The sequence below is a fragment of the Rhizobium sp. ZK1 genome (assembly GCF_047782645.1).
In the GTDB taxonomy this organism is placed as follows: Bacteria; Pseudomonadota; Alphaproteobacteria; order Rhizobiales; family Rhizobiaceae; genus Rhizobium.
In genome coordinates, this window is sequence record NZ_CP180586.1 from 2,524,562 (window position 1) to 2,549,534 (window position 24,973).

24 protein-coding genes, 1 tRNA gene and 1 pseudogene are annotated in these 24,973 nt (G+C 60.8%); 10 read left to right on the top strand and 16 right to left on the bottom strand.

Annotation, left to right across the window (positions count from 1 at the left end; all coding sequences use genetic code 11):
• Positions 1 to 58: 58 nt before the first annotated feature.
• Positions 59 to 1,504 carry an MFS transporter gene (locus ACK9YZ_RS13105; protein ID WP_416064114.1) on the bottom strand — a complete coding sequence of 482 codons (1,446 nt, stop codon included), beginning with the start codon at positions 1,502 to 1,504 and terminating at the stop codon, positions 59 to 61.
• A gap of 165 nt (positions 1,505 to 1,669) precedes the next feature.
• Positions 1,670 to 2,749 (bottom strand): glycosyltransferase family 2 protein, encoded by a 1,080-nt coding sequence (locus ACK9YZ_RS13110; RefSeq protein WP_416064115.1) that lies wholly within the window; start codon positions 2,747 to 2,749, stop codon positions 1,670 to 1,672.
• A gap of 190 nt (positions 2,750 to 2,939) precedes the next feature.
• Between ACK9YZ_RS13110 and ACK9YZ_RS13115 the strand changes: the two genes are divergently transcribed.
• A complete protein-coding gene (locus tag ACK9YZ_RS13115) occupies positions 2,940 to 3,629 on the top strand; it encodes a methyltransferase family protein (protein WP_416064116.1) in 690 nt (229 codons plus the stop codon).
• A 15-nt stretch (positions 3,630 to 3,644) separates the two neighbouring features.
• Here the strand turns inward: ACK9YZ_RS13115 and ACK9YZ_RS13120 are convergent, their stop codons facing one another.
• The 8 genes from ACK9YZ_RS13120 to ACK9YZ_RS13155 all read right to left on the bottom strand — a co-directional run bounded on the left by ACK9YZ_RS13120 (position 3,645) and on the right by ACK9YZ_RS13155 (position 10,328).
• Positions 3,645 to 4,310 carry an O-methyltransferase gene (locus ACK9YZ_RS13120; protein WP_416064117.1) on the bottom strand — a complete coding sequence of 222 codons (666 nt, stop codon included), beginning with the start codon at positions 4,308 to 4,310 and terminating at the stop codon, positions 3,645 to 3,647.
• Between the two features lie 63 nt (positions 4,311 to 4,373).
• A complete protein-coding gene (locus tag ACK9YZ_RS13125; protein WP_416064118.1) occupies positions 4,374 to 4,517 on the bottom strand; it encodes a hypothetical protein in 144 nt (47 codons plus the stop codon).
• Positions 4,518 to 4,535: 18 nt separating this feature from the next.
• A tRNA-Lys gene (locus ACK9YZ_RS13130) sits at positions 4,536 to 4,611 on the bottom strand.
• A 127-nt stretch (positions 4,612 to 4,738) separates the two neighbouring features.
• A complete protein-coding gene (locus ACK9YZ_RS13135) occupies positions 4,739 to 5,650 on the bottom strand; it encodes a PhzF family phenazine biosynthesis protein (protein WP_216755107.1) in 912 nt (303 codons plus the stop codon).
• A 70-nt stretch (positions 5,651 to 5,720) separates the two neighbouring features.
• The gene (locus ACK9YZ_RS13140; RefSeq protein WP_216755108.1) at positions 5,721 to 6,458 is read right to left on the bottom strand and encodes an NUDIX hydrolase; all 738 of its coding nucleotides are present in this window, start codon (positions 6,456 to 6,458) and stop codon (positions 5,721 to 5,723) included.
• Between the two features lie 183 nt (positions 6,459 to 6,641).
• Entirely contained in the window at positions 6,642 to 7,661 is a 1,020-nt protein-coding gene (locus ACK9YZ_RS13145; protein ID WP_416064119.1) for an ABC transporter ATP-binding protein, read from the bottom strand.
• Positions 7,649 to 9,343, bottom strand: a complete 1,695-nt coding sequence (locus ACK9YZ_RS13150) for an ABC transporter permease (RefSeq protein WP_416064120.1) — start codon at positions 9,341 to 9,343, stop codon at positions 7,649 to 7,651. Before ACK9YZ_RS13150 ends, ACK9YZ_RS13145 begins: the two co-directional genes overlap by 13 nt.
• A gap of 7 nt (positions 9,344 to 9,350) precedes the next feature.
• Positions 9,351 to 10,328, bottom strand: coding sequence for an ABC transporter substrate-binding protein (locus ACK9YZ_RS13155; RefSeq protein WP_216755111.1), 978 nt, complete (start codon positions 10,326 to 10,328; stop codon positions 9,351 to 9,353).
• A gap of 341 nt (positions 10,329 to 10,669) precedes the next feature.
• Here ACK9YZ_RS13155 and ACK9YZ_RS13160 point away from each other — a divergent pair, with 341 nt between their 5' ends.
• Together ACK9YZ_RS13160 and ACK9YZ_RS13165 are read left to right on the top strand one after the other, a co-directional pair.
• Positions 10,670 to 11,728 (top strand): aldo/keto reductase, encoded by a 1,059-nt coding sequence (locus tag ACK9YZ_RS13160; RefSeq protein WP_416064121.1) that lies wholly within the window; start codon positions 10,670 to 10,672, stop codon positions 11,726 to 11,728.
• 94 nt (positions 11,729 to 11,822) lie between these two features.
• A complete protein-coding gene (locus ACK9YZ_RS13165) occupies positions 11,823 to 12,866 on the top strand; it encodes a DUF2278 family protein (RefSeq protein WP_416064122.1) in 1,044 nt (347 codons plus the stop codon).
• Between the two features lie 23 nt (positions 12,867 to 12,889).
• On the opposite strand, the gene ACK9YZ_RS13170 is transcribed toward ACK9YZ_RS13165, so the two are convergent.
• Positions 12,890 to 14,107 carry a PLP-dependent aminotransferase family protein gene (locus ACK9YZ_RS13170; protein ID WP_416064123.1) on the bottom strand — a complete coding sequence of 406 codons (1,218 nt, stop codon included), beginning with the start codon at positions 14,105 to 14,107 and terminating at the stop codon, positions 12,890 to 12,892.
• A 316-nt stretch (positions 14,108 to 14,423) separates the two neighbouring features.
• Between ACK9YZ_RS13170 and ACK9YZ_RS13175 the strand changes: the two genes are divergently transcribed.
• The 3 genes and pseudogenes from ACK9YZ_RS13175 (at position 14,424) to ACK9YZ_RS13185 (ending at position 16,555) form a co-directional block, all read left to right on the top strand.
• Positions 14,424 to 15,521: a branched-chain amino acid aminotransferase gene (locus ACK9YZ_RS13175; protein ID WP_416064124.1), complete on the top strand. Its 1,098-nt coding sequence runs from the start codon at positions 14,424 to 14,426 to the stop codon at positions 15,519 to 15,521.
• 137 nt (positions 15,522 to 15,658) lie between these two features.
• Positions 15,659 to 15,864: pseudogene (locus ACK9YZ_RS13180) on the top strand (AbrB/MazE/SpoVT family DNA-binding domain-containing protein).
• 103 nt (positions 15,865 to 15,967) lie between these two features.
• Positions 15,968 to 16,555 carry a class I SAM-dependent methyltransferase gene (locus ACK9YZ_RS13185; protein WP_416064125.1) on the top strand — a complete coding sequence of 196 codons (588 nt, stop codon included), beginning with the start codon at positions 15,968 to 15,970 and terminating at the stop codon, positions 16,553 to 16,555.
• A gap of 195 nt (positions 16,556 to 16,750) precedes the next feature.
• On the opposite strand, the gene ilvC is transcribed toward ACK9YZ_RS13185, so the two are convergent.
• On the bottom strand, positions 16,751 to 17,770 hold the full coding sequence (ilvC, locus tag ACK9YZ_RS13190) for a ketol-acid reductoisomerase (RefSeq protein ID WP_216755118.1): 1,020 nt from the start codon (positions 17,768 to 17,770) through the stop codon (positions 16,751 to 16,753).
• Between the two features lie 47 nt (positions 17,771 to 17,817).
• Positions 17,818 to 18,483: a TetR/AcrR family transcriptional regulator gene (locus tag ACK9YZ_RS13195; RefSeq protein WP_183736049.1), complete on the bottom strand. Its 666-nt coding sequence runs from the start codon at positions 18,481 to 18,483 to the stop codon at positions 17,818 to 17,820.
• 174 nt (positions 18,484 to 18,657) lie between these two features.
• Here ACK9YZ_RS13195 and ACK9YZ_RS13200 point away from each other — a divergent pair, with 174 nt between their 5' ends.
• Positions 18,658 to 19,014: a DUF4087 domain-containing protein gene (locus ACK9YZ_RS13200; RefSeq protein WP_416064126.1), complete on the top strand. Its 357-nt coding sequence runs from the start codon at positions 18,658 to 18,660 to the stop codon at positions 19,012 to 19,014.
• An 18-nt stretch (positions 19,015 to 19,032) separates the two neighbouring features.
• Here ACK9YZ_RS13200 and ACK9YZ_RS13205 read toward each other — a convergent pair whose 3' ends face one another.
• Positions 19,033 to 19,941 (bottom strand): AraC family transcriptional regulator, encoded by a 909-nt coding sequence (locus tag ACK9YZ_RS13205; protein WP_216755120.1) that lies wholly within the window; start codon positions 19,939 to 19,941, stop codon positions 19,033 to 19,035.
• Between the two features lie 199 nt (positions 19,942 to 20,140).
• Between ACK9YZ_RS13205 and ACK9YZ_RS13210 the strand changes: the two genes are divergently transcribed.
• A complete protein-coding gene (locus ACK9YZ_RS13210) occupies positions 20,141 to 21,187 on the top strand; it encodes an NAD(P)-dependent alcohol dehydrogenase (protein WP_416064127.1) in 1,047 nt (348 codons plus the stop codon).
• A gap of 55 nt (positions 21,188 to 21,242) precedes the next feature.
• Here ACK9YZ_RS13210 and ACK9YZ_RS13215 read toward each other — a convergent pair whose 3' ends face one another.
• Positions 21,243 to 22,508: an NAD(P)/FAD-dependent oxidoreductase gene (locus ACK9YZ_RS13215; protein ID WP_416064128.1), complete on the bottom strand. Its 1,266-nt coding sequence runs from the start codon at positions 22,506 to 22,508 to the stop codon at positions 21,243 to 21,245.
• Between ACK9YZ_RS13215 and ACK9YZ_RS13220 the strand changes: the two genes are divergently transcribed.
• Positions 22,494 to 23,471 carry a phosphotransferase gene (locus tag ACK9YZ_RS13220; protein ID WP_416064129.1) on the top strand — a complete coding sequence of 326 codons (978 nt, stop codon included), beginning with the start codon at positions 22,494 to 22,496 and terminating at the stop codon, positions 23,469 to 23,471. The genes ACK9YZ_RS13215 and ACK9YZ_RS13220 overlap by 15 nt on opposite strands.
• A 5-nt stretch (positions 23,472 to 23,476) precedes the next feature.
• On the opposite strand, the gene ACK9YZ_RS13225 is transcribed toward ACK9YZ_RS13220, so the two are convergent.
• Positions 23,477 to 23,941 carry an Lrp/AsnC family transcriptional regulator gene (locus ACK9YZ_RS13225; protein WP_416064130.1) on the bottom strand — a complete coding sequence of 155 codons (465 nt, stop codon included), beginning with the start codon at positions 23,939 to 23,941 and terminating at the stop codon, positions 23,477 to 23,479.
• 150 nt (positions 23,942 to 24,091) lie between these two features.
• Here ACK9YZ_RS13225 and ACK9YZ_RS13230 point away from each other — a divergent pair, with 150 nt between their 5' ends.
• The gene (locus tag ACK9YZ_RS13230) at positions 24,092 to 24,814 is read left to right on the top strand and encodes an aspartate/glutamate racemase family protein (RefSeq protein ID WP_416064131.1); all 723 of its coding nucleotides are present in this window, start codon (positions 24,092 to 24,094) and stop codon (positions 24,812 to 24,814) included.
• The last annotated feature ends 159 nt before the right edge of the window (positions 24,815 to 24,973 follow it).

Consider the following 24,973-nt stretch of genomic DNA (forward strand, 5'->3'; position numbering starts at 1 on the left):
CACGGATACTGAAAATCAATGACCTTAACGCAGGGGAAGGCAAATGGTTCCGCGAAGATCAGCTTTTTTGAAAGCGACGGTGGTGAGAAACTTCGGCACCCGCGTCGGCAGCAAGCTGCAGGAAGCGCAGGCAGGACAGGAAGCCGATCATGCCGACCACGAAGAAGGCCCAGCGGAAATCGCCGAGCGTAGGATCGGCCACACCCCGAAGCCCCGAGGAAATGTTGAGCACGGCGGCCGCCACCGCAACGCCAAGCAGCATGGAAATCTGCTGCAGCATGCTAGACAATGTCGAGGCCGAGCTTCTCTGCGCCGGGCCGATATCGGCAAAGGAGAGCGTGTTGAGCGCCGTGAACTCCATCGAGCGCGAAAGCCCGGCAATCAGGAGCAGCGCCGAGATGACGATCTCGGGCGTTTCCGGCGTCAGGAAACCGCAGGCGGCGATCGAGGCAGCGGCGATGACACCGTTGAAGAAAAGCACGTTGCGGAAACCGAAGAACCGCAGGAGCGGCGTCGTCACCACCTTCATGCCAAGATTGCCGAGGAAATAGACCAGCAGATAGGTGCCGGCGGCAATCGAGCTCAGGCCAAAGCCGATCTGGAAGAGCAGCGGCAGCAGGAAGGGCGTCGCATTGACCGCGACACGGCAGGCCGTACCCGCCGAAAGCGTCGTCATCGAGAAGGTCTGCACCTTGAAGGCGGCGAGATCGAGCAGCGGATTGGCGACCCGCAGGAAGTGCCGCGTCGCCATGACCGAAAGCACGATGCCGGCCGCAAGCAGCGCGACGAGCGGCAGGAAACCACCCTGCCCTCTGACGGACAGTTCGAGCCCGGCAAGCAGCAGGGTCAGCCCCGCGGCACTCAGGAAAAAGCCCTTGATGTCGAGAGGCCCGACGCGTTCCTCCCGCTGCTCCGGCACGAAACGCAGCACCAGCGCAATACCGACAATGCCGATCGGAATGTTGATCAGGAAATTCCAGTGCCAGCTGGCATAGGTGGTGATGAAGCCACCGAGCACGGGGCCGACGACGGGTGCGGTCAGCGCCGGCCAGGTGATCAGCGCGATCGCCTGCACCAGCTCGGATTTGCGGGCGTTCTTCAGCACGATGATGCGCCCGACCGGCGTCATCAGCGCGCTGCCCACCCCCTGCACCGCGCGCGCAATAACGAATTCCGTCAGGCTTCCCGACAGGCCGCAGAACAAGGATGCCACGGTGAAGACGGCAATCGACATCAGAAAGACGCGCCGCGCCCCAAACCGGTCGCCGAGCCAGCCAGAGAGCGGAATGAAGGCCGACATGGTCAGCATGTAGACGGTGATGCCAATGCTCATGGCGACCGGCTGCACGCCGAAACTCGTCGCCATCTGCGGCAGCGAAGTGGTGACGATCGTGCCGTCGAGGATCTGCATGAAGAAGGAAACGGCAACGACCAGCGCTACGATCTTCGCCTGACGGGCGCTTTCCGCCTCCTCTGTCTTCTCACTCGCCTGAACTGCAGTCATCGATCGGCCAATGCGAATTCCGGATTGCGCGGGAAAAGGCGGGAAAACCGACAGGCACGCCGCGCGGAGGGATATGCAGCCTGCATACGCCGCCTATGCCGGATCGGAAAGCTCAAATGCCGCAAAGGCCGAAATTTTTGTCAACATGTTCGGCAGCAATCGATATCAGCGGCCGGCAACCGTCTCGACCGGCCTGGCAGTCACGCCTGCTGCCGAGAGCTTGCCGAGCTCGGATCTGCGTCTGGCCGTATCGAGCTCGGAGAAATCACCGGGCAATTCGGACATGACCTCACCCTGCACCACGCAGTCGATCATGAACATCGGTCGGCGCTTGTGCTCCTGCACGAGGCGCCCGACATATTCGCCGAGCGTACCGAGCGCGATGAGCTGGATGGCGCTCAAAGCGGAAATGGCCGCCATGATGCTCGACCAGCCGGTGATGACATTGCCCTCGAACCATTGCACGAGCGTATAGATCAGCAGCCCCACCGCGAAGACCGCCGAGATCAGCCCCATCCAGGCGCTGATGCGCAGCGGAATGATCGAGAAGCTGGTGATCGCATCGATCGCGAAGCGGATCATCTTCTTCAGCGGATATTTGGTCGAGCCGGCATAGCGGGCATCGCGTGTATAACGCAGTGCCACCTGCCTGCCGCCGATCCAGCTCACCATGCCGCGGATGAAACGATGCCGCTCCGGCATGTTGAGGAGGATATGGACGATGCGCGCCTTCATCAGCCGGAAATCGCCGGTGTCCTGCGGGATCGAGATCGAGGTGAGCCGCGTCAGCAGCCGGTAGAAGACAGAGGCCGTGACGAGCTTGAACCTGGTCTCGCCCTTGCGCGCGCTCCGCTGCCCGTAAACGACATCGGCGCCCTGATCCATGATCGGCATCATCTCGGAAAGCAGCTCCGGCGGATCCTGAAGATCAGCGTCGATGAGCAGCACGCGCTCGCCGCGGGCCACCGCAAGACCGGACGTCGCTGCGAGCTGGTGGCCGTGATTGCGAAGAAGCTTGACGCCGAGCACCTGCGGAATATCTGCCGCAAGGCCTGATATGACGCCCCACGTACCATCGCTGGAGCCGTCATCGACGAGGATGATCTCGAAGGATTGGCCTGCAACCACCTCCGCCGCCGCCCGCGCCCTCCGGCAGAACTCGTTCAGCCCCTCGGCCTCATTGTAGCAGGGCGCGACGATGGAAAGCCTGATCTTCACACCACCATCATCAACGGATTTGCCCATTTCCACCGAATCTCCCATTCCCGCAGGAAAGCATGACCAATCGCCTGAGGGCACACAAGGCAGAGCACCCCCTGCCCTGTCGGCCGGAACCTGCGCCTCCGGCAATGGTTTGATATCATGCACCTGCTTTGCATATCCTAAAGACAAAGCCGCAAACTGGATTTGCGAAGCATGAGCGCAGGGAGGCGTCATGCAGGATGCAGCACCCGATCTCGGCCGCAGGGCCGCCATAGCCAACGCCAAGTTTCTCGTGGCCCTCGCAGTCATTGTGTTCCTGGCGGCGGGCACGCTCGCCTATTGGCAGGGCTGGCTCTTCCTCGCCGATTTCGCCGCCTGGTCGGCCGGATCATCGGTCTATTTCTACTATCGCGACCCGGCACTTCTGGAAAAGCGCTTGCGCGCCGGGCCGGCCGCCGAAACGGACCCGGTCCAGAAGCGCATCCAGCTCTTCACCAGCGTCGTAATGATCGCCCTCATCCTGGTTTCGGTACTCGATTACCGCTTCGGCTGGTCGACCGTTCCGGTATGGGTGGTGATTTCAGGCAATCTGCTGATCTCGGCAGGCTTCGCTTACTTCGTGGTCGTCCTCAGGGAAAACTCCTTCGCCTCGGCAACGATCCAGGTCTCCGAAGACCAGAAGGTCGTCTCCACAGGGCCTTACGCGTTGGTGCGCCACCCCATGTACGCCGCCGTCCTGCCACTCGCATCCGGCATCCCGCTTGCCCTCGGTTCCTGGTGGGGCCTTATCATCGTGCCGCTGATCTTCATCGGCCTGATCCTGCGCCTCACCGACGAGGAAGGCCACCTGCGCCGGGGCCTGCCCGGCTATGAGGATTACTGCCGCAAGGTGAGATACCGGCTCTTTCCCAACCTCTGGTGAAAATCCGCCTGAGACTCACACCGGTTCATAACGGCTGACCTCCAGCCCCGATCCGACCGGCAGCAGCACGCTGGTGATGCCGGGCCTGGCTCTGATAGCCCGGGCATAGATCTTCACGTCTTCGGTGGCAGGATAAATCATGTTGTCGGCAACGATGATCGCGCCGGCATTGAGCTTCGGATAGAAGGCTTCGAGGCATGGCAGATAGAGATCCTTCCAGAGATCGACGAGGACGAAATCCACCTTGCCCCGCAGTTCGCGGATCATGGCGACCGCATCGCCCACCCGGAAATCGATACGCTCGGCAAGCCCGGCCTTCTCCGCCATCGCCTGTGCATAGGCAGATTTATAACCATGCACTTCCATGGTGATCACCCGCCCGCCGGTCGCCCGCGCGGCCTCTGCAAGCCAGATTCCGGAATAACCGAAGGAGGTGCCGAGTTCGAGAATCGTCGGCGCCGTCAGGCTGCGGACGAGAATATTGAGAAATCGCCCAGTCTCCGGCCCGACTGCCCGCATCCGCTGATCCTGCCCGCCATCGCGTCCTCCCGGCGCATCCTGGCGCGGACTGCGGCGCTCCTCATCGATTCGCCGGTGATAGGAATGCAAGACATCGAGAACTTTCTCATCCAGCCGATGTTCGCCGACCAAGGTGGCATGGTCCTGCTTATCATTGCGCATCGACATTCCTCCAGGGTTCGGCCAACCGCGGCAGATGCCGCGGCAGTGACCTCGGCCCACGAGTTAAATACCGAGCGAGATTTCCGGCAAGCGCAGAATGATGAAGACAAGGCCGCCGATGATTCCCGCTGGCGGGATCATCGGAATCAGAAAACAAGAAAAAGCCGACAAGCCCTTGGTATCAAGGGCTTTAACTGCAACGTCCATTCTCTTCGAAGGAGAAATTGGTGGGTGATGTAGGGCTCGAACCTACGACCCGCTGATTAAGAGTCAGCTGCTCTACCAACTGAGCTAATCACCCGTACCGTGCTTGGCTGCGCGGTGTGACGGGGCATATAAATAGGATCGCCCGGCTTGTCTAGCGCCCTGCCGAAAATTCTTTGGTTAATTGCGAAGTTTTTTTGTCAGGGGCCGGAAATGCAATGAAATCAAAGGTCGAGCGTGCCGGTCGCAATCCGAACCGCCTGGCCGCCGATCCGGGCATTCGAAATGGTCCCGCCTTCGATATCCATATGTAGATGAATGAAGGACGGGCGGCCCATCTCCACGCCCTGCTCGATGAGAACAGGGTAATGCCCGTCCGTCAGCCGGTCGAAATGGTTGATCGCGCCTGAGAGAGCAGCCGCCGCCGAGCCGGTCGCCGGATCCTCGGAAATGCCCATGCCGCTTGCAAACATGCGGGCATGGAACTTGGCGACATGGTTCACGCCGCCGCGACAGTAGATATAGGCCGAAGCGAGCGCGCCATCGACGAAGGGTACGGTCTTTTCCCAGAGCTGCGGATCGAACTCCAGCCGCCTGGCCGCACCGACGTCGTGGACCGGCACCATGAGGAAGGGAACGCCGGCGCTCCAGATCGACGGCACGTGATTCTCGAAGCCGATCTCGGTCGTCTTCAGCGACAGCGCGTCGGCAATGCCGGCCTTGTCGAGCGAAAGCTGGATCTGCTGGGATTTGCGCGGCAGGTCGAATTCGGCAAAGCTCGCCTCGCCTTCCCGAAGCCTGACGGCGCAGCGCACCGGGCCGACATTTTCCTCCAGCACCGAAACGAGGTCGAGTGATCCTGCTCCATGCGCCTTCTCCGCCAGCGCAATCGCCGTACCAACCGTGGGATGGCCGGCAAAAGGCAATTCGCGGCCGGGCGTGAAGATGCGGATACGCGCCGTATAGGCGGGATTGTCGGCCTGCTGCACGAAAACCGTTTCGGACAGGTTCATTTCGCTGGCGATTGCCTGCATGGCGGCATCGCCAAGTCCCTCGCCGTCGAAGATCACAGCCAGCGGATTGCCGGCAAGCTTGGTGTCGGTGAACACGTCATAGACGCTGTAGCTTAACGCCACATCGGCCTCCTTGAATCGGTCATCGAACCGCCAACCTGCCCGACAGCACACGCAAGTGCAAGCTTCAGGCCTACTTGCCCGCGAAATACCAGTCGATGATCGGCAGCATCGCGGCATTGTAAGGCTGAGCCTTCGGATTGGCCGTGCGGATCGCGACCGCACCTGATATTTCCTTGTCCTCGGCAACCAGCATGTGCCGGCTAATGAAATCGACCATCTCATCGGCCGTCATATCGAAGCGGAAGAGCTTGAAGATCGAGACCGAGCGGCGGATGTGGCTGGCATGCAACCCCTCGCCCGCAACGGCATCGGCGAGATCGAGGCCCGTCTCCTCCATCACTTCGCGGGCCATGTTGCTGTCGATATCACAACGCCCGTCAACGACATCCTCGGGCTCCAGCGAACCGGCGGCGAAATAGACCTGGCCGGGATTGGCCGTATGCTCTCCCATGCGGATCGCGACCAGCGCGCCGTCGGATGATTCGAGCACCGGATAGGCGAAGAGATGGATGGCGCCCTTCCGCTCCGGCTGCCTGCGCCACCACATGAAGGTCGAGAAGGGAACGGTGTGGGCCTCGCTCGCAATCCCGTCTTCGGAAAGCTTCAGCCGGTGCTGCAGCACCATGCGGCCGTCGAAGAGCGCCGGATTGACGGCGATCTCCCGCTCCCAGTTCTCGCGGATCGACGCCCTGTTGGCTGTCAGCAGCGGATGATCCCCGTCAAGTACGCGCAGATTGGTGCCGGCAATCGGAAAAACCGTCTGTTCCGGCGGAAAGGCTGAAAGGTCTTCTGAAAAATTTGGTGTCATAGGAGATCCAATATCATGACGACGGGGCAATGGTCGGATGCCTTCGGCCTGTCCCACCCGGTACGCGGATAGCACTCCACCTCCTGCCCCGGCGGGCAAGGCGAAGCGACATCAGGCATTCCCGGTTGGCATCAGGGATACAACTAAAGACGAAAGAGCGCTTCGAAAAGCCCTGTTTGTCCCTCATAGCCGCCAGCCGGTCCGGATGACGACATGGACCGCCTCATCAGGCACGACGGCCACGCGGCTGTAGGCACGCAGTGCCTGGCCGTTGCCGAGAATCAGCTTCACCGCATAACGCTCACCCTCGAAGAGCGCGGATTCGACGGTCGCAGGAGCCCCCTCGCCGCCGATGATGACATCTTCCGGCCGCACCAGAATATCGGCGCCATCGGTATTGGCGGCATGCAGCGCGCCCTCCAGCTCGTCCCATTCAAGCTGCCGTTCGCCGCCCATGACCGGCAGCGTGACGATCGCGCCGCGGCCGATCAGCCCGCCGACCATGCGCCCCTCCGGCCGCGCATAGATCTCCGCCGGCGGCGCCACCTGCAGCAGCCGCCCCTCGGACATGACGGCGACGTCGGTTGCGAGCGCCATCGCCTCGCTCTGGTCATGCGTCACATAGATCATCGTGGCACCCGAACGCTGATGGAACTCGCGGAACGTCTCCTCCATCTCCTGCTTCAGATGCCGGTCGAGATTGGCGAGCGGCTCGTCGAGCAGCACGACATCGGGCGAGGTCACCAGACAGCGGGCCAGCGCCACGCGCTGCCGCTGGCCGCCGGAGAGATCGGCCGGCCGCCGCTCGGCATAGTCGACGAGGCGCACGGTCGACAGTGCTTCACGCACCTTGGTCTTATAAGCTTCGCCGGAGATGCCGCGCACCTTCAGCGGATAACCGACATTGTCGGCGACACTCATATGCGGCCAGAGCGCGTAGGACTGGAAGACCATCGCCATGTTGCGCCGTTCCGGCGGCAACGATTGCGCGGCGTCCGCCAGCAGCCGCTCGCCGAGATGGATGGAACCATCGCTCGGCGTCTCGAAGCCGGCAATCATGCGCAGCACCGTGGTCTTGCCGCAGCCCGACGGGCCGAGCAGCGCCAGGAAGCCGCCCTCGCGCACATCGAGCGAAAAGCCGCTGACGGCAGCCCTGCCCGTGCCGAAATCCTTGGCCACCTGATTGAGGATCAGCTTCGCCACGGCACCACTCCCTTGGGCAGATGTTTCGCCAGAAGCTCCAGGAGCAGCATCATGGCGACGACCATGAAGACGACGAGCACCGAAAGTGCCGAGGCAAGATCGGAACTACCGCTGTCGTCGAGATTGTAGATGGCGACACCCAGCGTCTGCGTACCCGCCGACCAGAGCAGCGCCGAGATCGTCAGCTCGTTGCAGGCGATCAGGAAAACGAGGATGACCGAGGCGCCTGCCGCCGGCGCAATCAGCGGCACGATGATATCCTTGAGCCGCCGGAAGAAGCCGGCGCCGGAAAGCCGTGCTGCCTCCTCCAGCGCCGGATCAAGCTGGTGGAAGGCGCTGACCACAGGCTTCAGGCTGACGGCGAAGAAGGAGGAGAAATAGGCAATGAGGATGATCCAGACTGTGCCGTAAAGCGTCACGTTCAGCACCGGGATCGGCGCCGCGAACACAAGGATGAAGCATACCGCCATGACGATACCCGGCAGCGAATAGGGTATTTCGACGAGGCTGGAAATGATGCGCGACAGCGTATCCTTGCGCCGCGTCAGCGCATAGGCGGCCAGCACCGTGACGAACAGCAAGCCGACCGCAGCTCCGCTGGCGAGCGACAGCGAATTGACGAAAGCCGTGCGCGTCACCGCCTGCCGGAACAATATCTCCTCGAAGGCATGAAACGTCATGGTCTTGAAAGTCAGCGGCACGCCGTAAGCCGGCACCAGTGCGCCCGCCACCAACGCAAAGAAGGGCGCCGCCAGCATGAAGAACAGCACGATCCACAGCAGCGGCGTGAAAATGAGCTTCCACCCGCCGAGTTCGAAGGCTGCCGTCGCGCCCGAAAGGCCGATGACGCGGTAGTCACGCCCACGCAACGCCCGATCCTGGATGGCAAGGCCGGCGACCGAGATCAGCGCAATGATGGCAGACAGTAGCGCCACATCGCCGAAGGTGCGGCCGGTAAAGGCGGTGAACTTGGAAAAGATCAGCGTCGGCAGCGTGAAGATCGACGCGGGAATGCCGAGAATGGCCGGAATGCCGAAATTACCGGTGCAGGAAACGAAGGAAATCGCTGCACCCGCAATGACGCCCGGCAGCGACAGCGGCAGGATGATATCGCGAAAGACACGCAGACTCGACGCCCCGGAAAGTCTTGCCGCCTCCACCCCGTCGCGCGGCAGGGTCATCAGCCCTGCCCTCAGCGCCAGATAGACGAGCGGCGCATGCTGCACGCCATAGAGCAGCGCAATACCAGCAACCGAATAAAGCGGCTGCGGCGACCCCAGCGGCGGGGCGATATGCAGCGCCTTCAGAAGCGGGCTCGATGGCCCCGACATCTGCACCCAGGCAAGCGCCGTCACCTGCGGCGGGATCATCATCGGCAGCACGAAGAAGAAGCTGAGCGGCCCCTTGGCCGGAATATCCGTCAGCGTCAGCAGATAGGCGAAGGTGCAGCCGATGATCAGCGAGATGATCGTGCCAATGATAGCCGTGACGATGGTGTAATAGACCGCCGACCAGACCAGGGGGTCGGACAGAACCTCAAGGACACCGCCATTGGCGAAAGCGGAAATGCCGACGACCGCGAGCCGCGCCAAAGGCAGCACGCTGAGGAAAAGAACCACGGAGACAATAAAAGGAAACAGCCAGACGGGCTGGCTGCTTCCTGCACGTACATAGCCCTGCATGGGTCTATTATTTCGAACCGAAAAGATCCGTAAAGGTCTTCAGGTCCTTGTCGGTATTCTTCAGTGCCTCAGCGGCATTGATCGGCAGAACCTTGATCGTGTCGCGTGCCGGGAAGCCCGCGGGCAGCTTCATGCCGTTACGAGCCGGGATATAGCCGAGCTTCAGGAATCCTTCCTGACCCTTTTCCGAGAGAACGTAGTCGACGAACTTCTTGGCGGCATCGGCATTCTTGGCGCTTGCGAGAATGCCGACCGGCTCGGTCACCGCCGAAACGCCTTCGCTCGGGAAGACGAATTCGACCGGAGCACCCTTGGCCTTTTCGCGGATCGGCAGGTAATCGACGACCATGCCGTAGGCCTTTTCGCCAGAGGCGACGGACTTCAGGACGACGCCGTTACCGCCGGAGGCGACGGCAGCATTCTCGGCGAGCGACTTGTAGAAATCCCACCCGAGACCGGGAACGGCAGCCAGCGTCTGGGCATGGATCAGAGCAGCGCCCGAAGCGAGCGGGCTCGGCATGGTGACGAGGCCCTTGGCTTCCGGCTTGGCAAGATCCTTCCAGCTCGTCGGCTTCATCGCAGCCGACGTGTTGTACATGATACCGGTCGTGATCAGCTTGGTGGAATAGTAGTAGCCGTCGGCGTCATATAGCGCGGCATCGTATTGGGCTGCTTCCGGCGATTTGTAGGCGAGCAGCTTGCCGTCTTCCTTCAGGCGCTCCAGCGTCACCACGTCGGCGATCAGCAGCACGTCCGCAACCGGGTTGCCGGCCTGGATTTCAGCCTGCAGTTTCGCCATGATCTTCGGCGTGCCGTCGCGCACCCAGTCGACTTTGATATCGGGATTGGCGGCCATGAAGCCGTCGACGGTCGCCTGCGCATCTTCGTTCGGCTGGCTGGTGTAGAGAACGAGATTGGCGGCGGAAGCCGGGATAGCGAAAAGGCTCGCGGCGAGAAGGGCTGCGGCGGAAACTAGAGTTTTCATGGAAGGAATCCTCGGATGATGATGCCCCTCATTATTCGGGGTCATTGACAGACATGTGACACTAGGCAGCAGACTCCCGACGCGCTATCTGGCAACCAACTGGTTATCGTCCCCCACTTTCTGGAATCGCCCCCTTTGACACGGCTCGATCGGCCATCGCCGCCAGCGTCACTGTCAATTCAAAAAGATCCGATCTCTTCGCCTTTCCCGAAACGACCGCTATTATCCTCGCGCGGAAGCGGGTGAAGGCGTAAATTCACGCAGGCGTGAACACCTTGCTGTTTGACGGCAAGCTTTGCTGCGGTACGTCCGTCAGGCCATTTTCATGAGGAGGAATTTCAATGGAATATCGTTTGCTCGGCCGGTCCGGCCTGAAAATTTCCACAGTAACCATGGGCACCATGACCTTCGGCGGCGTCGGCTGGGCAAAGACGGTCGGTGATCTCGGCGTTCAGGAGGCCCGCCGCATGGTCGATATCTGCCTCGATGCCGGCGTCAACCTGATCGATACGGCCAATGTCTATTCCAACGGCGAGTCCGAGCGCATCATCGGCGAAGTGCTCGGCGGCAAGCGCCCTGATGGAGTGCTGCTTGCCACCAAGGCCCGCTTCGGCATGGGCGACGGGCCGAACGACCGCGGCCTGTCGCGTTACCATCTGATTCGCGAGTGCGAGGCAAGCCTCCAGCGCATGAAGACCGACGTCATCGACCTCTATCAGGTCCATGAATGGGACGGCCAGACGCCTCTCGAAGAGACGATGGAAGCGCTCGATACCCTCATCAGACAGGGCAAGGTGCGTTATGTCGGCTGCTCGAACTATTCCGGCTGGCACATCATGAAGGCGCTCGGCATCGCCAACGAATACAAGTACCAGCGCTTCGTCAGCCAGCAGATCCACTACACGCTGGAAGCCCGCGACGCCGAATATGAGCTGCTGCCGATCTCCATCGACCAGGGCCTCGGCGTGCTCGTCTGGAGCCCGCTCGCCGGCGGTCTGCTCTCCGGCAAGCATCGCCGCAATGCCGCAGCCCCCGAGGGCACCCGCCAGTTCGCCGGCTGGACCGAACCGCCGATCCGCGACGAGAACCGCCTCTGGAACATCGTAGAAACACTGGTGGCGATCGGTCAGGAACGTGGCGTTTCCGCAGCCCAGGTGGCGCTTGCCTGGCTGATCGGCCGCAAGGCGGTCACATCGGTCATCATCGGCGGTCGCACCGAAGCCCAGTTCAAGGACAATCTCGCCGCCGCCGAGCTGAAGCTTTCGGATGACGAGCGCAAGCGCCTCGATGATGTCAGCGTGCCGCCGGTCATCTACCCCTACTGGCACCAGCTCAACACCGCCAATGAGCGCCTGAGCGAAGCCGATATGGAACTCTTCGCACCGCACCTAAAGAGGTAAGCTCTCCAAAGCGTTGCATGGCGGAAGGTCAGCGTCACAAAGATGCATTTCCGCGATGCTATCGTGATATCTCGCCCCCACCACGAGGTTCGCCATGCTCCGGAATTACAAGGTGCTGAAGGGTACGGCTTCCGCGCTCGCCCTTGACGACGACAACGATCCCCATATCGAAATCCGCATCGAGGCCGGTGGCGTGAGCTATCGCATTGCCGTGAACGTGCGCTCGAAAGAATCGCCGCATGACTTGCTCTACGCCAATGTCATGGATTTCCAGCACGCGGAACTGACGGCCGCGCTCGCCGCCCTGCCGATGGGTCTCACGGATATCAAGGGCGACCGAAAGGATCTGGCGATCGACTATGCGCGCGGCGGCATGATCGAGCGCGAGGATATGAATGTCGCCCCGTTCCAGCTCGACGGACCGAAGAACGACCTGCGCGATTTCATTGAGCCGATCGTGCAGGAAGGCATCGCCGACAAGTCGATTCATTTCTATGCCTTCGGCGAAGCCTGGGGGCCGGAGAAGAACAAGCCGGATGAATATTTCGGTTTCGAGCCCGGCAACGGCATCCACGACATCCATATGAACCAGGGTGACAGCGGCAGTTTCAGTGCAACCAGCGGCCCCAATCAGGACGGCGCGCTGCTGATCCACTTCTCGGACGAAGACCATTGGGCAGCAATCTTCCTCGGTTTCCAGTCGCAGAACTGGAACACCGACGCCGACACCGGCCGTCCCGTCGGCGACAACAGGGGCGGTCAGGGCCGCGGCGAAGGCACCCGCCGTCCGCAGCCGATCGTCGCCTCGTCGCTGCGCATCGTCGCTGCCATGATCAATCCGGTAAACCATCCCGACGGCACGGAGGATGAGACGGTGACGCTCGTCAACCGCTCTGACGTGATGGCATCGATCGAAGGCTGGTCTCTGGAAGATGGCGAAGGCCGCCGTCAGAAGCTCTCGGGTTCGCTTGCTCCAGGCGAATTCCGCACCATAAAACTCGACCCGGAAGATGGCGGCCCGCAGCTCGCCAACAAGGGCGGCGACATCATCCTCACCAATGCCGACGGCGCGGTCGCCGACCGTGTCGGCTACGGCAAGAGTGAAACCGCAAATGAAGGCTGGACGACGATCTTCTGATCGCCGCCCATTCTTGAATTCTATCAGCCGATCTCGCTGGCGATCAGCTTGCCGAGACGGCTGATGCCCTCGTCAATCATCGTCTCATTGGCGCAGGAGAAGCTGACACGGAACGTGTTGGCGCCCGAACCATCGGCAAAGAAGGCCTTGCCCGGAACGAAGGCAACCTTGGCGCTTTCGAGAGACTTGGCAAGCAACTCGGCACCGTCCATGCCCTTGGGCAGCGTGACCCAGATGAACATACCGCCTTCCGGCTTCGTCCAACTCGTGCCCTCAGGCATATACTTTTCGAGGGCGGCCAGCATGCAATTGCGGCGATGGCTGTAAGCGGCCCTGATCTTGGCGACCTGCGCATCGAAACCGCGCCCGGCAACTTCCGAAATCGCCATCTGGTTGATGGTCGATGAATGCAGATCGGCCGCCTGCTTCATCAGCACCAGCTTGCGGATAACGGGCGCATTGGCAACGATGAAGCCAACGCGAAGGCCGGGCGCCAGTGTCTTGGAGAAGCTGCCGCAATAGATCGTGCGCGTATCATTGATATGGCTCTTCACGGCGATCTCCAGCGCCAGGATGGGCGGGATTGGATCGCCATCGTAACGCAGGGACTGGTATGCAGCATCCTCGATGACGGCAATGTCGAGTTCATCGGCAAGCTTCAAGACCTTCTCGCGGCCGTCACGGTCGACGGTCTCGCCGGTCGGGTTGGAGAAATCGGCCGAAAGATAGGCGAACTTCACCTTGCCGCCCTTCTGAGCCGCAGCCTCGCGATAGGAGTCCGGCGTGCGGTTGCCGCCCGGCGTCAGTTGATCGTAGGAGGGCTCATAGGCATTGAAGGCCTGCAGCGCGCCGAGATAGGTCGGCCAGGTGACGAGCGCTGTATCGTTGGGCGAGAGGAAGAGCTTGCCGAGATAATCGAGGCCCTGCTGCGAACCGGAAACGATGAAGACATTGTCGAGCCCGCAGGGAATGCCTAACTCCGCCATCTGCCCGACCAGCCATTCGCGCAGCGGCTTGTAGCCTTCGGAAACCGAATATTGCAGGGCGGAGTTGACGGCCGAACTGTCGAAAATATCCGCATAGGCCTGCTTGAACTCCTTGTCCGGAAACAGCGCCGGATCCGGAATGCCGCCGGCGAAGGAGATGATGTCAGGCCGGTCGAGAAGTTTCAGAAGCTCGCGGATTTCCGAAGCGCGCATCCGTGACGAGCGCGTTGCAAACATTGCGTCCCAGTTCAGCATGGGGGTTTCCTCGTATTTTTTATAATATCAGCAACTCAACACGCAGTGGAATTTATGTCAACAATACTGACCTATTTTCTTGTCACTGTGACAAGATTGAGCTCTTATGATTGAAAGCCTTGGGGTCGATTGGGCTGACATCAGAGATTTCATCCAACCGGACCGAATGACCTGCCTCGTTTCGTGAAGGTTCGCCACATCAAGCGATTGTTCCTCTGATCAAAAAGCCGAAACCGGCCGATTCAGACCTTTCCAAAACCGGCCCGGCGGCAGTAGTGTGCGCGCCATTATTCAATGGACTATCAAGGTGCCAGCAATGACCGCGACGTCGACCTCTCCTGAAATCACTATCGAATTCCACAAATCTCCCGTGTCCGACGCCGACCGCATCAAGGCACTGGAAACACCCGGCTTCGGGAAGATCTTCACCGATCACATGGTTTTGGCGCGGTGGACCGCAGACAAAGGCTGGCATGATGCAAAAGTTACAGCGAGGCGCCCGCTGGAACTCGATCCAGCAAGTGCCGTCCTCCATTACGCCCAGGAAATCTTCGAAGGCATGAAGGCCTACAAGGCGGACGATGGCCGCATCCTGCTCTTCCGGCCCGAAGAAAACGCCCGCCGCTTCGCGCAGTCGGCAGCCCGCATGGCGATGCCTGCAGTGCCGGAAGAACTCTTCCTGAAGGCGGTCGAAGAACTGGTCCGGGTCGACAAGAACTGGATCCCCTCCGGCGACGCCAGCCTCTACCTTCGCCCCTTCATGTTCGCCAATGAGGCATTCCTCGGCGTTCGCCCGGCCCAGGAATATATCTTCTGCATCATCGCCTCCCCTGTTGGCGCCTATTTCAAGGGCGGCGCAAAGGCGGTCTCGCTCTGGGTCGAAACCACCTACACCCGCGCAGCCGCCGGCGGCACGGGTGCTGCAAAATGCGGCGGCAACTATGCGGCAAGCCTCGTCGCACAGGCCGAAGCCGCCAAGAAGGATTGCGACCAGGTCGTCTTCCTCGATGCAGCCGAACATCGCTGGGTCGAAGAACTCGGCGGCATGAACGTCTTCTTCGTCATGAATGACGGATCAGTCGTCACCCCGCCGCTCGGCGGCACGATCCTGCCGGGCATCACGCGCGCCTCGGTCATCGTGCTCGCCAAGGAAAAGGGCTTGCGCGTCGAAGAGCGCCCCTATTCCTTCGACGAATGGCAGGCGGATGCAGCGAGCGGCAAGCTTGTCGAAGCCTTCGCCTGCGGCACGGCCGCAGTGCTGGCAGGCATCGGTCTCGTCCGCCACGCCGGCGGCGAGTTCAAGGTCGGCGACGGCCAGACCGGCAAGCTGACCACGGACCTGCGCCAGCAGCTCGTCAGCCTGCAGAAGGGCGTCACGAACGACGAGCGAGGCTGGACGCGCCGCGTTCTGTGATCCGGATTTTGGGCACAGCGATAAGCCCATAACATCGAAGCCGGGCGTAATGCCCGGTTTTTTTGTAACTAAGAGCCGGCTCGCCTTTGACCGCCGCCAGCTAAGCTTCTACCCTCGATCGATAAAGGAAAGGCAAGATGGCGACCGCAACCCTCTCCGCAAAGTTCCGGATCTCCATTCCGAAGGAAGTGTGCGAACAGCAGCACTGGTCTGTAGGCCAGGAACTCGTCTTCATCACAAAGGGCAAAGGCGTCTCCTCCCCGCCCCTGAACTCGCCGACCTTAAAGGTATGGCCCGAGGCGCCGACGCCGGCATTTACAGAGACAGGAAAGACCGGCTCTGATGCGAGAACCTCACGAACTCGGCATATCGATCCTTGACATTATCGGAGCCAACCAGCTCCCGAAAAACGTCTTCAGTCAGACCAATAATCGCGATCGATAGCCATGATCCGAGACGACACGTCCGCCTTCTACAACGACAACGCCGAGACCTACGCCACCCGCGATCGCAAGCCACCGACAACAAGGCTCGATGCCTTCCTCGCCGACCTCCCCGAACAGGCGCGCATCCTCGAACTCGGCTGCGGCGGCGGTCAGGACTGCGCCTACATGCTGTCCAAGGGCTTCGACGTCACGCCGACGGACGGCTCTGCCGAGCTTGCCCGGCAGGCCGAGAAGCTGATTGATAGGACGGTGAAGGTCATGCGCTTCGAGGAGCTTTCAGCCAGAGAGGAATTCGACGGCGTCTGGGCGGAGGCGAGCCTCCTGCATGTGCCTCGCGCCGATCTCCCGGGCATCCTCACTCTCATCCGCAACGCTTTGAAACACGGCGGCGTCTTCCATGCGAGCTTCAAGGCCGGCACGGCAGAAGGCCAAGATGATTTCGGACGCTATTACAACTACCCTTCAAGGGAATGGCTGCAGGAATTGCTTGTTGCCGGCGGCTGGAAGGATGTCTCGATCAGAGAAGCTGATGGCGGTGGTTACGACGGCAAGCCGACCCGCTGGCTGTACCTCGGCGCTCTCAAGTAAATCCGGCGCGTGCTATTCCGCGCCCGGACGAGGCCGGTTAATTTCCCTCCGTCATGCTCGGGCTTGTCCCGAGCATCTGCTGCCGTTGCAGATATCAGGGACGAGCCCGAGCATGACGTGAACTGGAGAGCACATTACCAGATAACAAGGCCGGAGCTTTCGCCCCGGCCTCTCATGTTCAAAGTCTCAAGCCACTTAGTTGACGGACTTGTCGACCAGCTTGTTCTTGCCGATCCAGGGCATCATGGCGCGCAGCTTCGTGCCGACTTCTTCGATCTGATGGCTGTCGTTCAGGCGGCGGATGCCCTTGAAGCGCGATCCGCCGGCGCGGTATTCCTGCATCCACTCGGAGGTGAACTTGCCGGTCTGGATGTCCTTCAGGACGCGCTTCATCTCAGCCTTGGTTTCCTCGGTGATGATGCGCGGACCCGTGACGTATTCGCCCCACTCGGCCGTGTTGGAGATCGAGTAGTTCATGTTCGCGATGCCGCCTTCATAGATCAGGTCGACGATCAGCTTCACTTCGTGCAGGCACTCGAAATAGGCCATTTCCGGAGCGTAACCGGCTTCAACAAGCGTTTCGAAACCAGCGCGGATGAGCTCGACGAGACCGCCGCAGAGAACGACCTGTTCGCCGAAGAGGTCGGTTTCGCACTCTTCGCGGAAGTTGGTTTCGATGATGCCCGAACGGCCGCCGCCGACGCCGCAGGCGTAGGAGAGAGCGAGTTCGAGTGCATTGCCGGAAGCGTTCTGATGAACGGCAACGAGGCAGGGAACGCCGCCGCCCTTCTGGTATTCGCCGCGAACCGTGTGGCCAGGGCCTTTCGGGGCGATCATGACGACGTCGACCGAAGCCTTCGGCTCAATGAGGCCGAAGTGAACGTTGAGGCCGTGTGCGAAGGCGATCGCTGCGCCGTCGCGGATGTTGCCAGCGATGTCGGCCTTGTAGATATCGGCCTGCAGTTCGTCCGGGGTTGCCATCATCATCAGGTCGGCCCAGGCGGCAGCTTCGGCAACCGTCATGACCTTGAAGCCGTCGGCTTCGGCCTTCTTGACGGTCGGCGAACCAGCCTTGAGCGCGATGACGACGTTCTGGGCGCCGGAATCCTTGAGGTTCAGCGCATGGGCGCGACCCTGCGAACCATAGCCGATGACGGCGACCTTCTTCGACTTGATGAGGTTGAGATCGGCATCACGATCGTAATAGACGCGCATTGAAATTCCTTCCCTTTTGCTTGTCTTGTTGACTGTCAATAAAGCGGTCAGCCGAGGATCGGCATCTCCGCCAGAACTTTCTCCGTGCCGTAGAGGCGCAGGAAGGCTGTGACCGCCTTCTCCGCCTGACGTGCAGTATCCTTGAGCCCCGGTTCTCCGAGCAGCATGCGCACATGCAAATCGGAAACGATGAGGCCGTAAAGCGTATGATAGGCCTCATCGGCATCCATAAAACGCAGCAGCCCTGCCCTTTTTCCCGCATCGATCAGCGCCATGGCACGGCGGTCGATCTGCCGGCGGCCGCGTTCGAGCAAGAGCTTGCCGAGCTTGGAACCGTCGCGATGCGCCTCATGTGCGCTGGCATGGCCGATCGCCAGCCGGTTCAGTGCTAGCGATACGTCGCCGGCCAGAACCTCCAGCAGATCGCGGGCGAAGATGACGAGATGGTCGTGCAGGCTCGTATAGGTCAGCCGCTCGCCGCTGCGCTCGAAGGTGCGCACCTTGCTCGCCTGATAGGCGATCATCGCAGATAGCAGACCGTCCCGGTCGCCGAACCACTTGTAGAGGCTTTCCTTGGAGCAGTTGGCGGCGCGCGCCACACCCGAGGTCGTCAGCGCCTTCTCCCCGCCATCGACGAGAAGCTGCAGCGCCTGCTCCAGAACGGCGTTCTGGCGTGGCGAAAACTCGCTCGGCTCTGCGACATCGACTGACACGGTTTCAACTCCCCAATTACGTACCGTACGGTACGGTTCGTAGCGTTTATGCGCCAGACCGTAGGCTCTCGTCAAGAACCGTCAGGAGATTTTTTCGTATCATATGAAACAGTGGAATTCGGCTGTTCGAAGGCAGACAAATCGCCGAGCATCGAAGCCCAAGGAGAATCGCCCGTGAAAACAATAGCCCTCACCGCCGCCCTGTCGCTTACCCTCGCTCTCCCGGCCTTTGCCGCCGAGACGCGCTGCGGCTGGATCCAGAACCCGACGCCTGCCAACTGGTGGCTGGACGATGCGGAAAACACCTGGACGATCATGACGCAGGGGAGCGATGACGAGCCCGAAGGCATGGACCTCATCCCCGACATTTCAGAGCACGACTATGTGCGCACCAACGGCAATTATGGCTATGCCTGCGCCTGCATGAGTGTCGAGACCGATGGCAAGGAGCGCATCACGCGCATCCTCTCCTTCCGCCAGCTGAAGCTCGCGAAATGCCGCAACGACAAGGCGCTGAAATTTCCGGGCTGAGCCTTGCTCGGCTGCCCCTTATTCCGCTGCCACAGCATCCCGCGCGCCATCGACATCGCGTGCGGGCGATGCGCCATAGAGGCGGCTGTACTCGCGGCTGAACTGCGATGGACTCTGATAGCCGACGCGGTGGCCGGCAGTGCCGGCATCGAGCCGTTCCACCAGCATCAGCCGGCGCGCCTCGTGCAGGCGAAGCTGCTTCTGATACTGCATCGGCGTCATCGCCGTCACCGATTTGAAGTGATGATGGAAGGATGACGCGCTCATGTTGACGTGATCGGCGAGATCCTCGATGCGCAGCGGCCGGGCGAAATTCTCCTTCAGCCAGGCGACGGCGCGCGCGATCCGGTTGCTGTGGCTGTCAGCCGTCGCGATATTGATCAGCCGCTCGCCATCGGGGCCGGTCAGGATCCGGTAAAGGATTTCCTGCTCGATCAGCGGCGCCATGGCCGGAATGTCGTCTGGACGATCGAGCAAGCGCAGCAGGCGCACGGCGGCGTCCAGAAGCTCCGGCGGGGCAACGTTGACCGTCATGCCGCGCTGCCCGTCGGTATGGGAGGCCGGGCGCGGAATATCGATGCGGCTCAAGAGCTCCAGCAGCTTTTCGGAATCGATCGCCAGCCCGAGACAGAGATGCGGCACCTCGGGGCTGGCCTCGGCGATGCGCCAGGCAACCGGCAGATCGAGTGAGGTCAGCAAATAATCCCCGGTTCCGTAACTGATGAATTCATCGCCGAGGCGCAGGCTCTTGGCGCCCTGCAGCACAAAGGCAAAACAGGGTTTGTAGCTGCTGTGCAGCGGATCGCTCGGGTTCGAGCGGCGGCTGATGTGAAGATTGCCGATCGATGTGCGAAACTCACCATCATCAGGTGCAAACCGCATCGCGATATCGACGATTTCCCGATAGGGATTGAAGGGCAATGTCATGCGGCAACTCTTTCTGTCTCGCGCCTGCGATCTGATCCCAATCTAAGACTGCTTTTCCATTTCGCAAACAGGTGGCCGGCTCACTTTTGCAGGATCGTGCAAAAAGCTGAGAGTATCGCTCTAACGCTGCGGCAAGGTTCCGCGCAATAGTTCAGCCACCCCTCTCACCCCACCCTCCACATCGGAAAGGAAGGCACCCATGCCTATTGCCAGAGGTTACGCCGCGACTGACGCTTCCAAGCCGCTGACCCCTTTTACCTTCGAACGCCGCGATCCGAACGAGGATGATGTCGTCATCGACATCAAGTTTGCCGGCATCTGCCATTCGGACATCCACACTGTCCGCAACGAATGGAAGAACGCCGTCTACCCGATCGTGCCGGGTCATGAGATCGCCGGCATCGTCAGGGCCGTCGGTTCCAAAGTGACGAAGTTCAAGGTCGGCGACCGCGTCGGCGTCGGCTGCTTCGTCGATTCCTGCGTCGGCTGCGCCGAACGAGACCTCGACCGCGAACAGTACATGCCGGGCCTCGTCGGCACCTACAACGAGTTCGAAGCCGACGGCAAGACCCGCACCCAGGGCGGCTATTCCGATAGCATCGTCGTCAAGGAAGGTTATGTCATGTCCATCCCGGACAACCTTCCGCTGGATGCATCCGCGCCGCTGCTCTGTGCCGGCATCACGCTCTATTCGCCACTGCGCCACTGGAATGCCGGCCCCGGCAAGAAGGTCGCGATCGTCGGCATGGGCGGCCTCGGCCATATGGGCGTCAAGCTCGGTGCCGCCATGGGCGCTGATATCACCGTCCTCTCCCAGACCCTCTCCAAGAAGGAAGACGGCCTGAAGCTCGGCGCCAAGGAATATTACGCCACCAACGATGCGGAAACCTTCACGAAGCTCGCCGGCACGTTCGACCTCATCATCTGCACGGTCAGCGCCGAGATCGACTGGAACGCCTATCTCCGTCTCCTGAAGGTGGATGGCGCCCTCGTCGTGGTCGGCATTCCCGAGAATGCGATCCCGGTCCACGCTTTCTCGCTGGTTCCCGGCCGCAAGAGCATTTCCGGCTCGATGATCGGCTCGATCAAGGAAACCCAGGAAATGCTCGACTTCTGCGGCGAGCACAACATCGTCTCCGAAATCGAGAAGATCAACATCCAGCAGGTCAACGAAGCCTATGAGCGGGTGCTGAAAAGCGACGTGCGCTACCGCTTCGTCATCGACATTGCTTCGCTGGCAGCTTGATGAAATGGAAAGGGCGGCTCTCGGGCCGCCCTTTTTCTTTACAGTTTGTTTGCCCCTACCCGTCGTCGCGCATCGTCTCGCGTTGGGTGATCAGCCGGGCGCTGTGCTGGCCGCTAAGATAAATCCACAGCCAGTTCCAGGCGACGGTAAAGCGCGAGCGCGTGCCGATCAGGAAGTAGATATGGGCAAGGCCCCAGATCCACCAGGCGATCCAGCCCTTGAGCTTGATCCGGCCGAAATCGATGATGGCCGCACTCTTGCCGATGGTCGCCAGGCTGCCCTGATGCCAGTATTTGAACGGCCCCGGCGCCGGCTTGCCTGAGATACGGGCGCTAATGACCTTCGCCACATAGCCGCCCTGCTGCTTGGCCGCCGGCGCAATACCCGGCACCGGCTTGCCGTTCTCCCTGATGACGGAGGCCGTATCGCCGATCACGAAGACATCCGGCAGGCCGGGTGCGGTCAGATCCTTCTCGACGATAGTGCGCCCTGCCCGGTCGGCCGGCACGCCGAGCCAGCGCGCCGCATACGAGGCCTGCACGCCCGCCGCCCAGACGATCGTCCGGCTCGGAATGAAGTTTTCGCCAACGGTCACGCCCTCAGCCGCGCACTGCGTCACCGGCGTTCCCGTCAGCACCTCGACGCCGAGCTTTTCCAGCGCCTTCTGCGCATAGGCCGAAAGCTCCTCGGCAAAGGCCGGCAGCACACGCGGACCTGCCTCGATCAGCACGACGCGGGTCTTGCGCGTGTCGATCTTGCGGAATTCCTTGGGCAGCGTGAAATGCGCCAGCTCGGCAATGATACCGGCAAGCTCGACACCCGTCGGGCCTGCGCCGACGATGGAAAAGGTCAAAAGCGCGTCGCGTGCGGCCGGATCGCTTTCCACTTCCGCTCGCTCGAAGGCGAGCAGCACGCGGCGGCGGATCGTCGTCGCATCCTCCAGCGTCTTCAGGCCAGGTGCCACCGGCTCCCATTCGTCGTGACCGAAATAGGCATGCGTGGCGCCGGTGGCGAGCACCAGCGTATCGTAGTTCAGCACCATGCCGCTGCGCAGTGAAACGCTCTTTGCCTTGACATCGACGCCATTGACCTCGCCGAGCAGCGTCGTCACCTCGGGCCGGTCGGCGTAGAGGTGGCGGATCGGCCAGGCGATCTCCGACGTGGATAGGATTGTCGTTGCCACTTGATAAAGCAGCGGCTGGAAAAGATGGTGGTTGCGCCGGTCGATGAGCGTGATCTTCGCACCCGCACCCTTCAATCCGTTGACGAGCTGCAGTCCGCCGAAGCCGCCGCCGACAACGACGACATGATGTTCGTTCATGATCCTACCCTTTCGTCATTGCGCTGCAACAAATGTCGCCTTTTGCGCAAAGGATTCAACCGCCGTTTCAACATGCCTGCCCTGCATCCCGATCGGCTTTGTGTGCTGTCGATATGCCCGTTGCGTCAGTTCCCATCCTCATTGTCATCAAAAGCGTTTTGCACGTACATTCCAGGCATGGACGAGGAAAACATCTTAACTGGCGGCGGACGCACTGAAGTTTCTCGACGGGGCAATGTTATTTATCGTGAGAGCGGCCCCTGGTCTCCAACCATAGTTTTGCTGCTGAGGCATCTTGAGCAGGTAGGCTTCACTGCATGTCCCCGTGTCGTTGGCACAGGGTTTGACGAGCGGGGTCGTGAAACTCTGTCGTTTATCGAAGGAGATTTTGTCCATCCCGGGCCTTGGAGCGATGAAGCTCTGCCACGCCTCGGAAACATGCTCCGACAACTCCACGAGGCGACATCTTCGTTCAGAGTTCCCGACAATGCTATCTGGCGTGGGTGGTTTGGCCGTGCGCTCAAAACCGGGCCGCGTGTCATTGGCCACTGCGACGCAGGCCCCTGGAATATCGTCTGTCGCTCTAACACACCAATCGCATTGATCGATTGGGAGGTTGCCGGACCGGTCGGAATAGACACTGAACTGGCACAAGCCTGCTGGCTGAATGCCCAGCTTTATGATGACGACATAGCGGAAAGAATGAACCTTGGCTCGGCAATGGAGAGGGCGCGGCAGGTTCGATATCTGCTGGACGGTTATGGTTTTTCGAAAACGCAGCGGGATGGTTTTTTCGACAAACTACTCGCATTTGCAATTCATGATGCTGCCGAGCAGGCAAAAGAGGCTGGCGTCACGCCGGACACAGAAAACCCAGAATCTCTTTGGGCTATAACATGGCGCACCAGGAGCGCATCCTGGATGCTACGCAATCGACAAACGCTGGAAGCGATCTTGTCCTAGGTTATTCAGTTGGCATAGCTTACGGGTATCGCCGTACCATGTTTCAACAGTTCCATCGAGATCGAGGCCGACACGTCGAAAAGCTCGATCCTGCGCACGATCCGCTTGTAGATGACATCGTAATGCTCCACGCGCGGCAGTACGATCTTGAGGATATAATCATAATTGCCGGTTAGCCGGTGCGCCTCGACAATCTCGGGAATGTCGCTGATCGCCCGCCGGAAGCTCTCCGTCCATTCGTCGGAATGATGTGCCGTCTTGATGAGCGCAAAGAGCGTTGTCGGCACGCCCATCCGCTCCCGGTCGAGCACGACGATGCGCCGCGCGATATAACCGCTCTCCTCCAGCCGCTGGATGCGCCGTGAACAGGCCGAGACCGAAAGCGCCACGCGTTCTGCAAGATCGGTCACGGAGACGCCCGCATCGTCCTGCAGGATATCGAGAATCCGCCTGTCGCGATCGTCGATCATGGTGAGCCTACGCTGGAATTTTGCATAAAACTGAAAAATGACACAAAACCGTAGCATAGATCGATGCCAAAGCACAAACAACGCAAACACACCGCGCCCGATTTACCGCATCATCAACGCATCCTAGAACACCAGAGGGAGCGACCATCCATGAAAACAATCGGCCTGATCGGCGGCATGAGCTTTGAAAGTTCCGCAGTCTATTACCGCCTCATCAACGAGATGGTGCGCGAGCGCCTGGGCGGACTGGCCTCCGCCGAACTCATTCTGCATTCGGTGAATTTCGAGGAGATCGTCGCCCTGCAGAAGGCCGGCGCCTGGGATATGGCTGCCTCGCACCTCGGCGATGTCGCGCTGCGCCTGCAGATTGGCGGCGCCGATTGCGTGCTTATCTGCACCAACACCATGCATCTGATCGCGCCCGCGGTTGCTACGCATATCTCCGTGCCGCTGATCCACATCATCGACGAGACGGCAAAGACGATCCACGCAGCAGGCTGCAAGCGCCCGCTGCTGCTCGCCACGCGCTACACGATGGAGCACGGCTTCTATACCGACCGCATGAAGAGCCTCGGTCTCGACATCGTCGTGCCTGATGCCACCGACCGCACCACCGTCCATGACATCATCTTCAACGAACTCTGCGCCGGCAAGGTGCTCGACAGCTCGCGTGAAAAACTGATGGCCGTGATCGAACGTGCCCACGCCAAGGGCGCCGATAGCATCATCCTCGGCTGCACAGAAATCTGCCTGATCCTTGATCCCGATCGGCTTCCCCTGCCCGGTTTCGACACGACGACAATCCATGCCCGCGCCGCTGTCGATTTCGCGTTCGAGGGAGAACTCGCAAACGAAGAAGAAGACGCGGCCTGAGTCACCAATTTAGTTGACTCAGTCAAATAAAAGCAGCAGGGTTTCGTTAGAACGCCGTGCGTCCATTCTGACGCACGGCGTTCTAACTCTTTGAATCTGCGCATCAGGCTTACCCAAAATGGAAACGGATTCTCGGGCCGATGCTGTAGGAGACCCTGC

Excerpts from the sequence above, each read along its gene's own strand:
- ACK9YZ_RS13105 (WP_416064114.1), bottom strand. The coding sequence starts at position 1,504 with ATGACTGCAGTTCAGGCGAGTGAGAAGACAGAGGAGGCGGAAAGCGCC.
- ACK9YZ_RS13110 (WP_416064115.1), bottom strand. The coding sequence starts at position 2,749 with ATGGGCAAATCCGTTGATGATGGTGGTGTGAAGATCAGGCTTTCCATC.
- ACK9YZ_RS13115 (WP_416064116.1), top strand. The coding sequence starts at position 2,940 with ATGCAGGATGCAGCACCCGATCTCGGCCGCAGGGCCGCCATAGCCAAC.
- ACK9YZ_RS13120 (WP_416064117.1), bottom strand. The coding sequence starts at position 4,310 with ATGCGCAATGATAAGCAGGACCATGCCACCTTGGTCGGCGAACATCGG.
- ACK9YZ_RS13125 (WP_416064118.1), bottom strand. The coding sequence starts at position 4,517 with ATGGACGTTGCAGTTAAAGCCCTTGATACCAAGGGCTTGTCGGCTTTT.
- ACK9YZ_RS13140 (WP_216755108.1), bottom strand. The coding sequence starts at position 6,458 with ATGACACCAAATTTTTCAGAAGACCTTTCAGCCTTTCCGCCGGAACAG.
- ACK9YZ_RS13150 (WP_416064120.1), bottom strand. The coding sequence starts at position 9,343 with ATGCAGGGCTATGTACGTGCAGGAAGCAGCCAGCCCGTCTGGCTGTTT.
- ACK9YZ_RS13155 (WP_216755111.1), bottom strand. The coding sequence starts at position 10,328 with ATGAAAACTCTAGTTTCCGCCGCAGCCCTTCTCGCCGCGAGCCTTTTC.
- ACK9YZ_RS13160 (WP_416064121.1), top strand. The coding sequence starts at position 10,670 with ATGGAATATCGTTTGCTCGGCCGGTCCGGCCTGAAAATTTCCACAGTA.
- ACK9YZ_RS13165 (WP_416064122.1), top strand. The coding sequence starts at position 11,823 with ATGCTCCGGAATTACAAGGTGCTGAAGGGTACGGCTTCCGCGCTCGCC.
- ACK9YZ_RS13170 (WP_416064123.1), bottom strand. The coding sequence starts at position 14,107 with ATGCTGAACTGGGACGCAATGTTTGCAACGCGCTCGTCACGGATGCGC.
- ACK9YZ_RS13175 (WP_416064124.1), top strand. The coding sequence starts at position 14,424 with ATGACCGCGACGTCGACCTCTCCTGAAATCACTATCGAATTCCACAAA.
- ACK9YZ_RS13185 (WP_416064125.1), top strand. The coding sequence starts at position 15,968 with ATGATCCGAGACGACACGTCCGCCTTCTACAACGACAACGCCGAGACC.
- ilvC (WP_216755118.1), bottom strand. The coding sequence starts at position 17,770 with ATGCGCGTCTATTACGATCGTGATGCCGATCTCAACCTCATCAAGTCG.
- ACK9YZ_RS13205 (WP_216755120.1), bottom strand. The coding sequence starts at position 19,941 with ATGACATTGCCCTTCAATCCCTATCGGGAAATCGTCGATATCGCGATG.
- ACK9YZ_RS13210 (WP_416064127.1), top strand. The coding sequence starts at position 20,141 with ATGCCTATTGCCAGAGGTTACGCCGCGACTGACGCTTCCAAGCCGCTG.
- ACK9YZ_RS13220 (WP_416064129.1), top strand. The coding sequence starts at position 22,494 with ATGATGTTCGTTCATGATCCTACCCTTTCGTCATTGCGCTGCAACAAA.
- ACK9YZ_RS13215 (WP_416064128.1), bottom strand. The coding sequence starts at position 22,508 with ATGAACGAACATCATGTCGTCGTTGTCGGCGGCGGCTTCGGCGGACTG.
- ACK9YZ_RS13225 (WP_416064130.1), bottom strand. The coding sequence starts at position 23,941 with ATGATCGACGATCGCGACAGGCGGATTCTCGATATCCTGCAGGACGAT.
- ACK9YZ_RS13230 (WP_416064131.1), top strand. The coding sequence starts at position 24,092 with ATGAAAACAATCGGCCTGATCGGCGGCATGAGCTTTGAAAGTTCCGCA.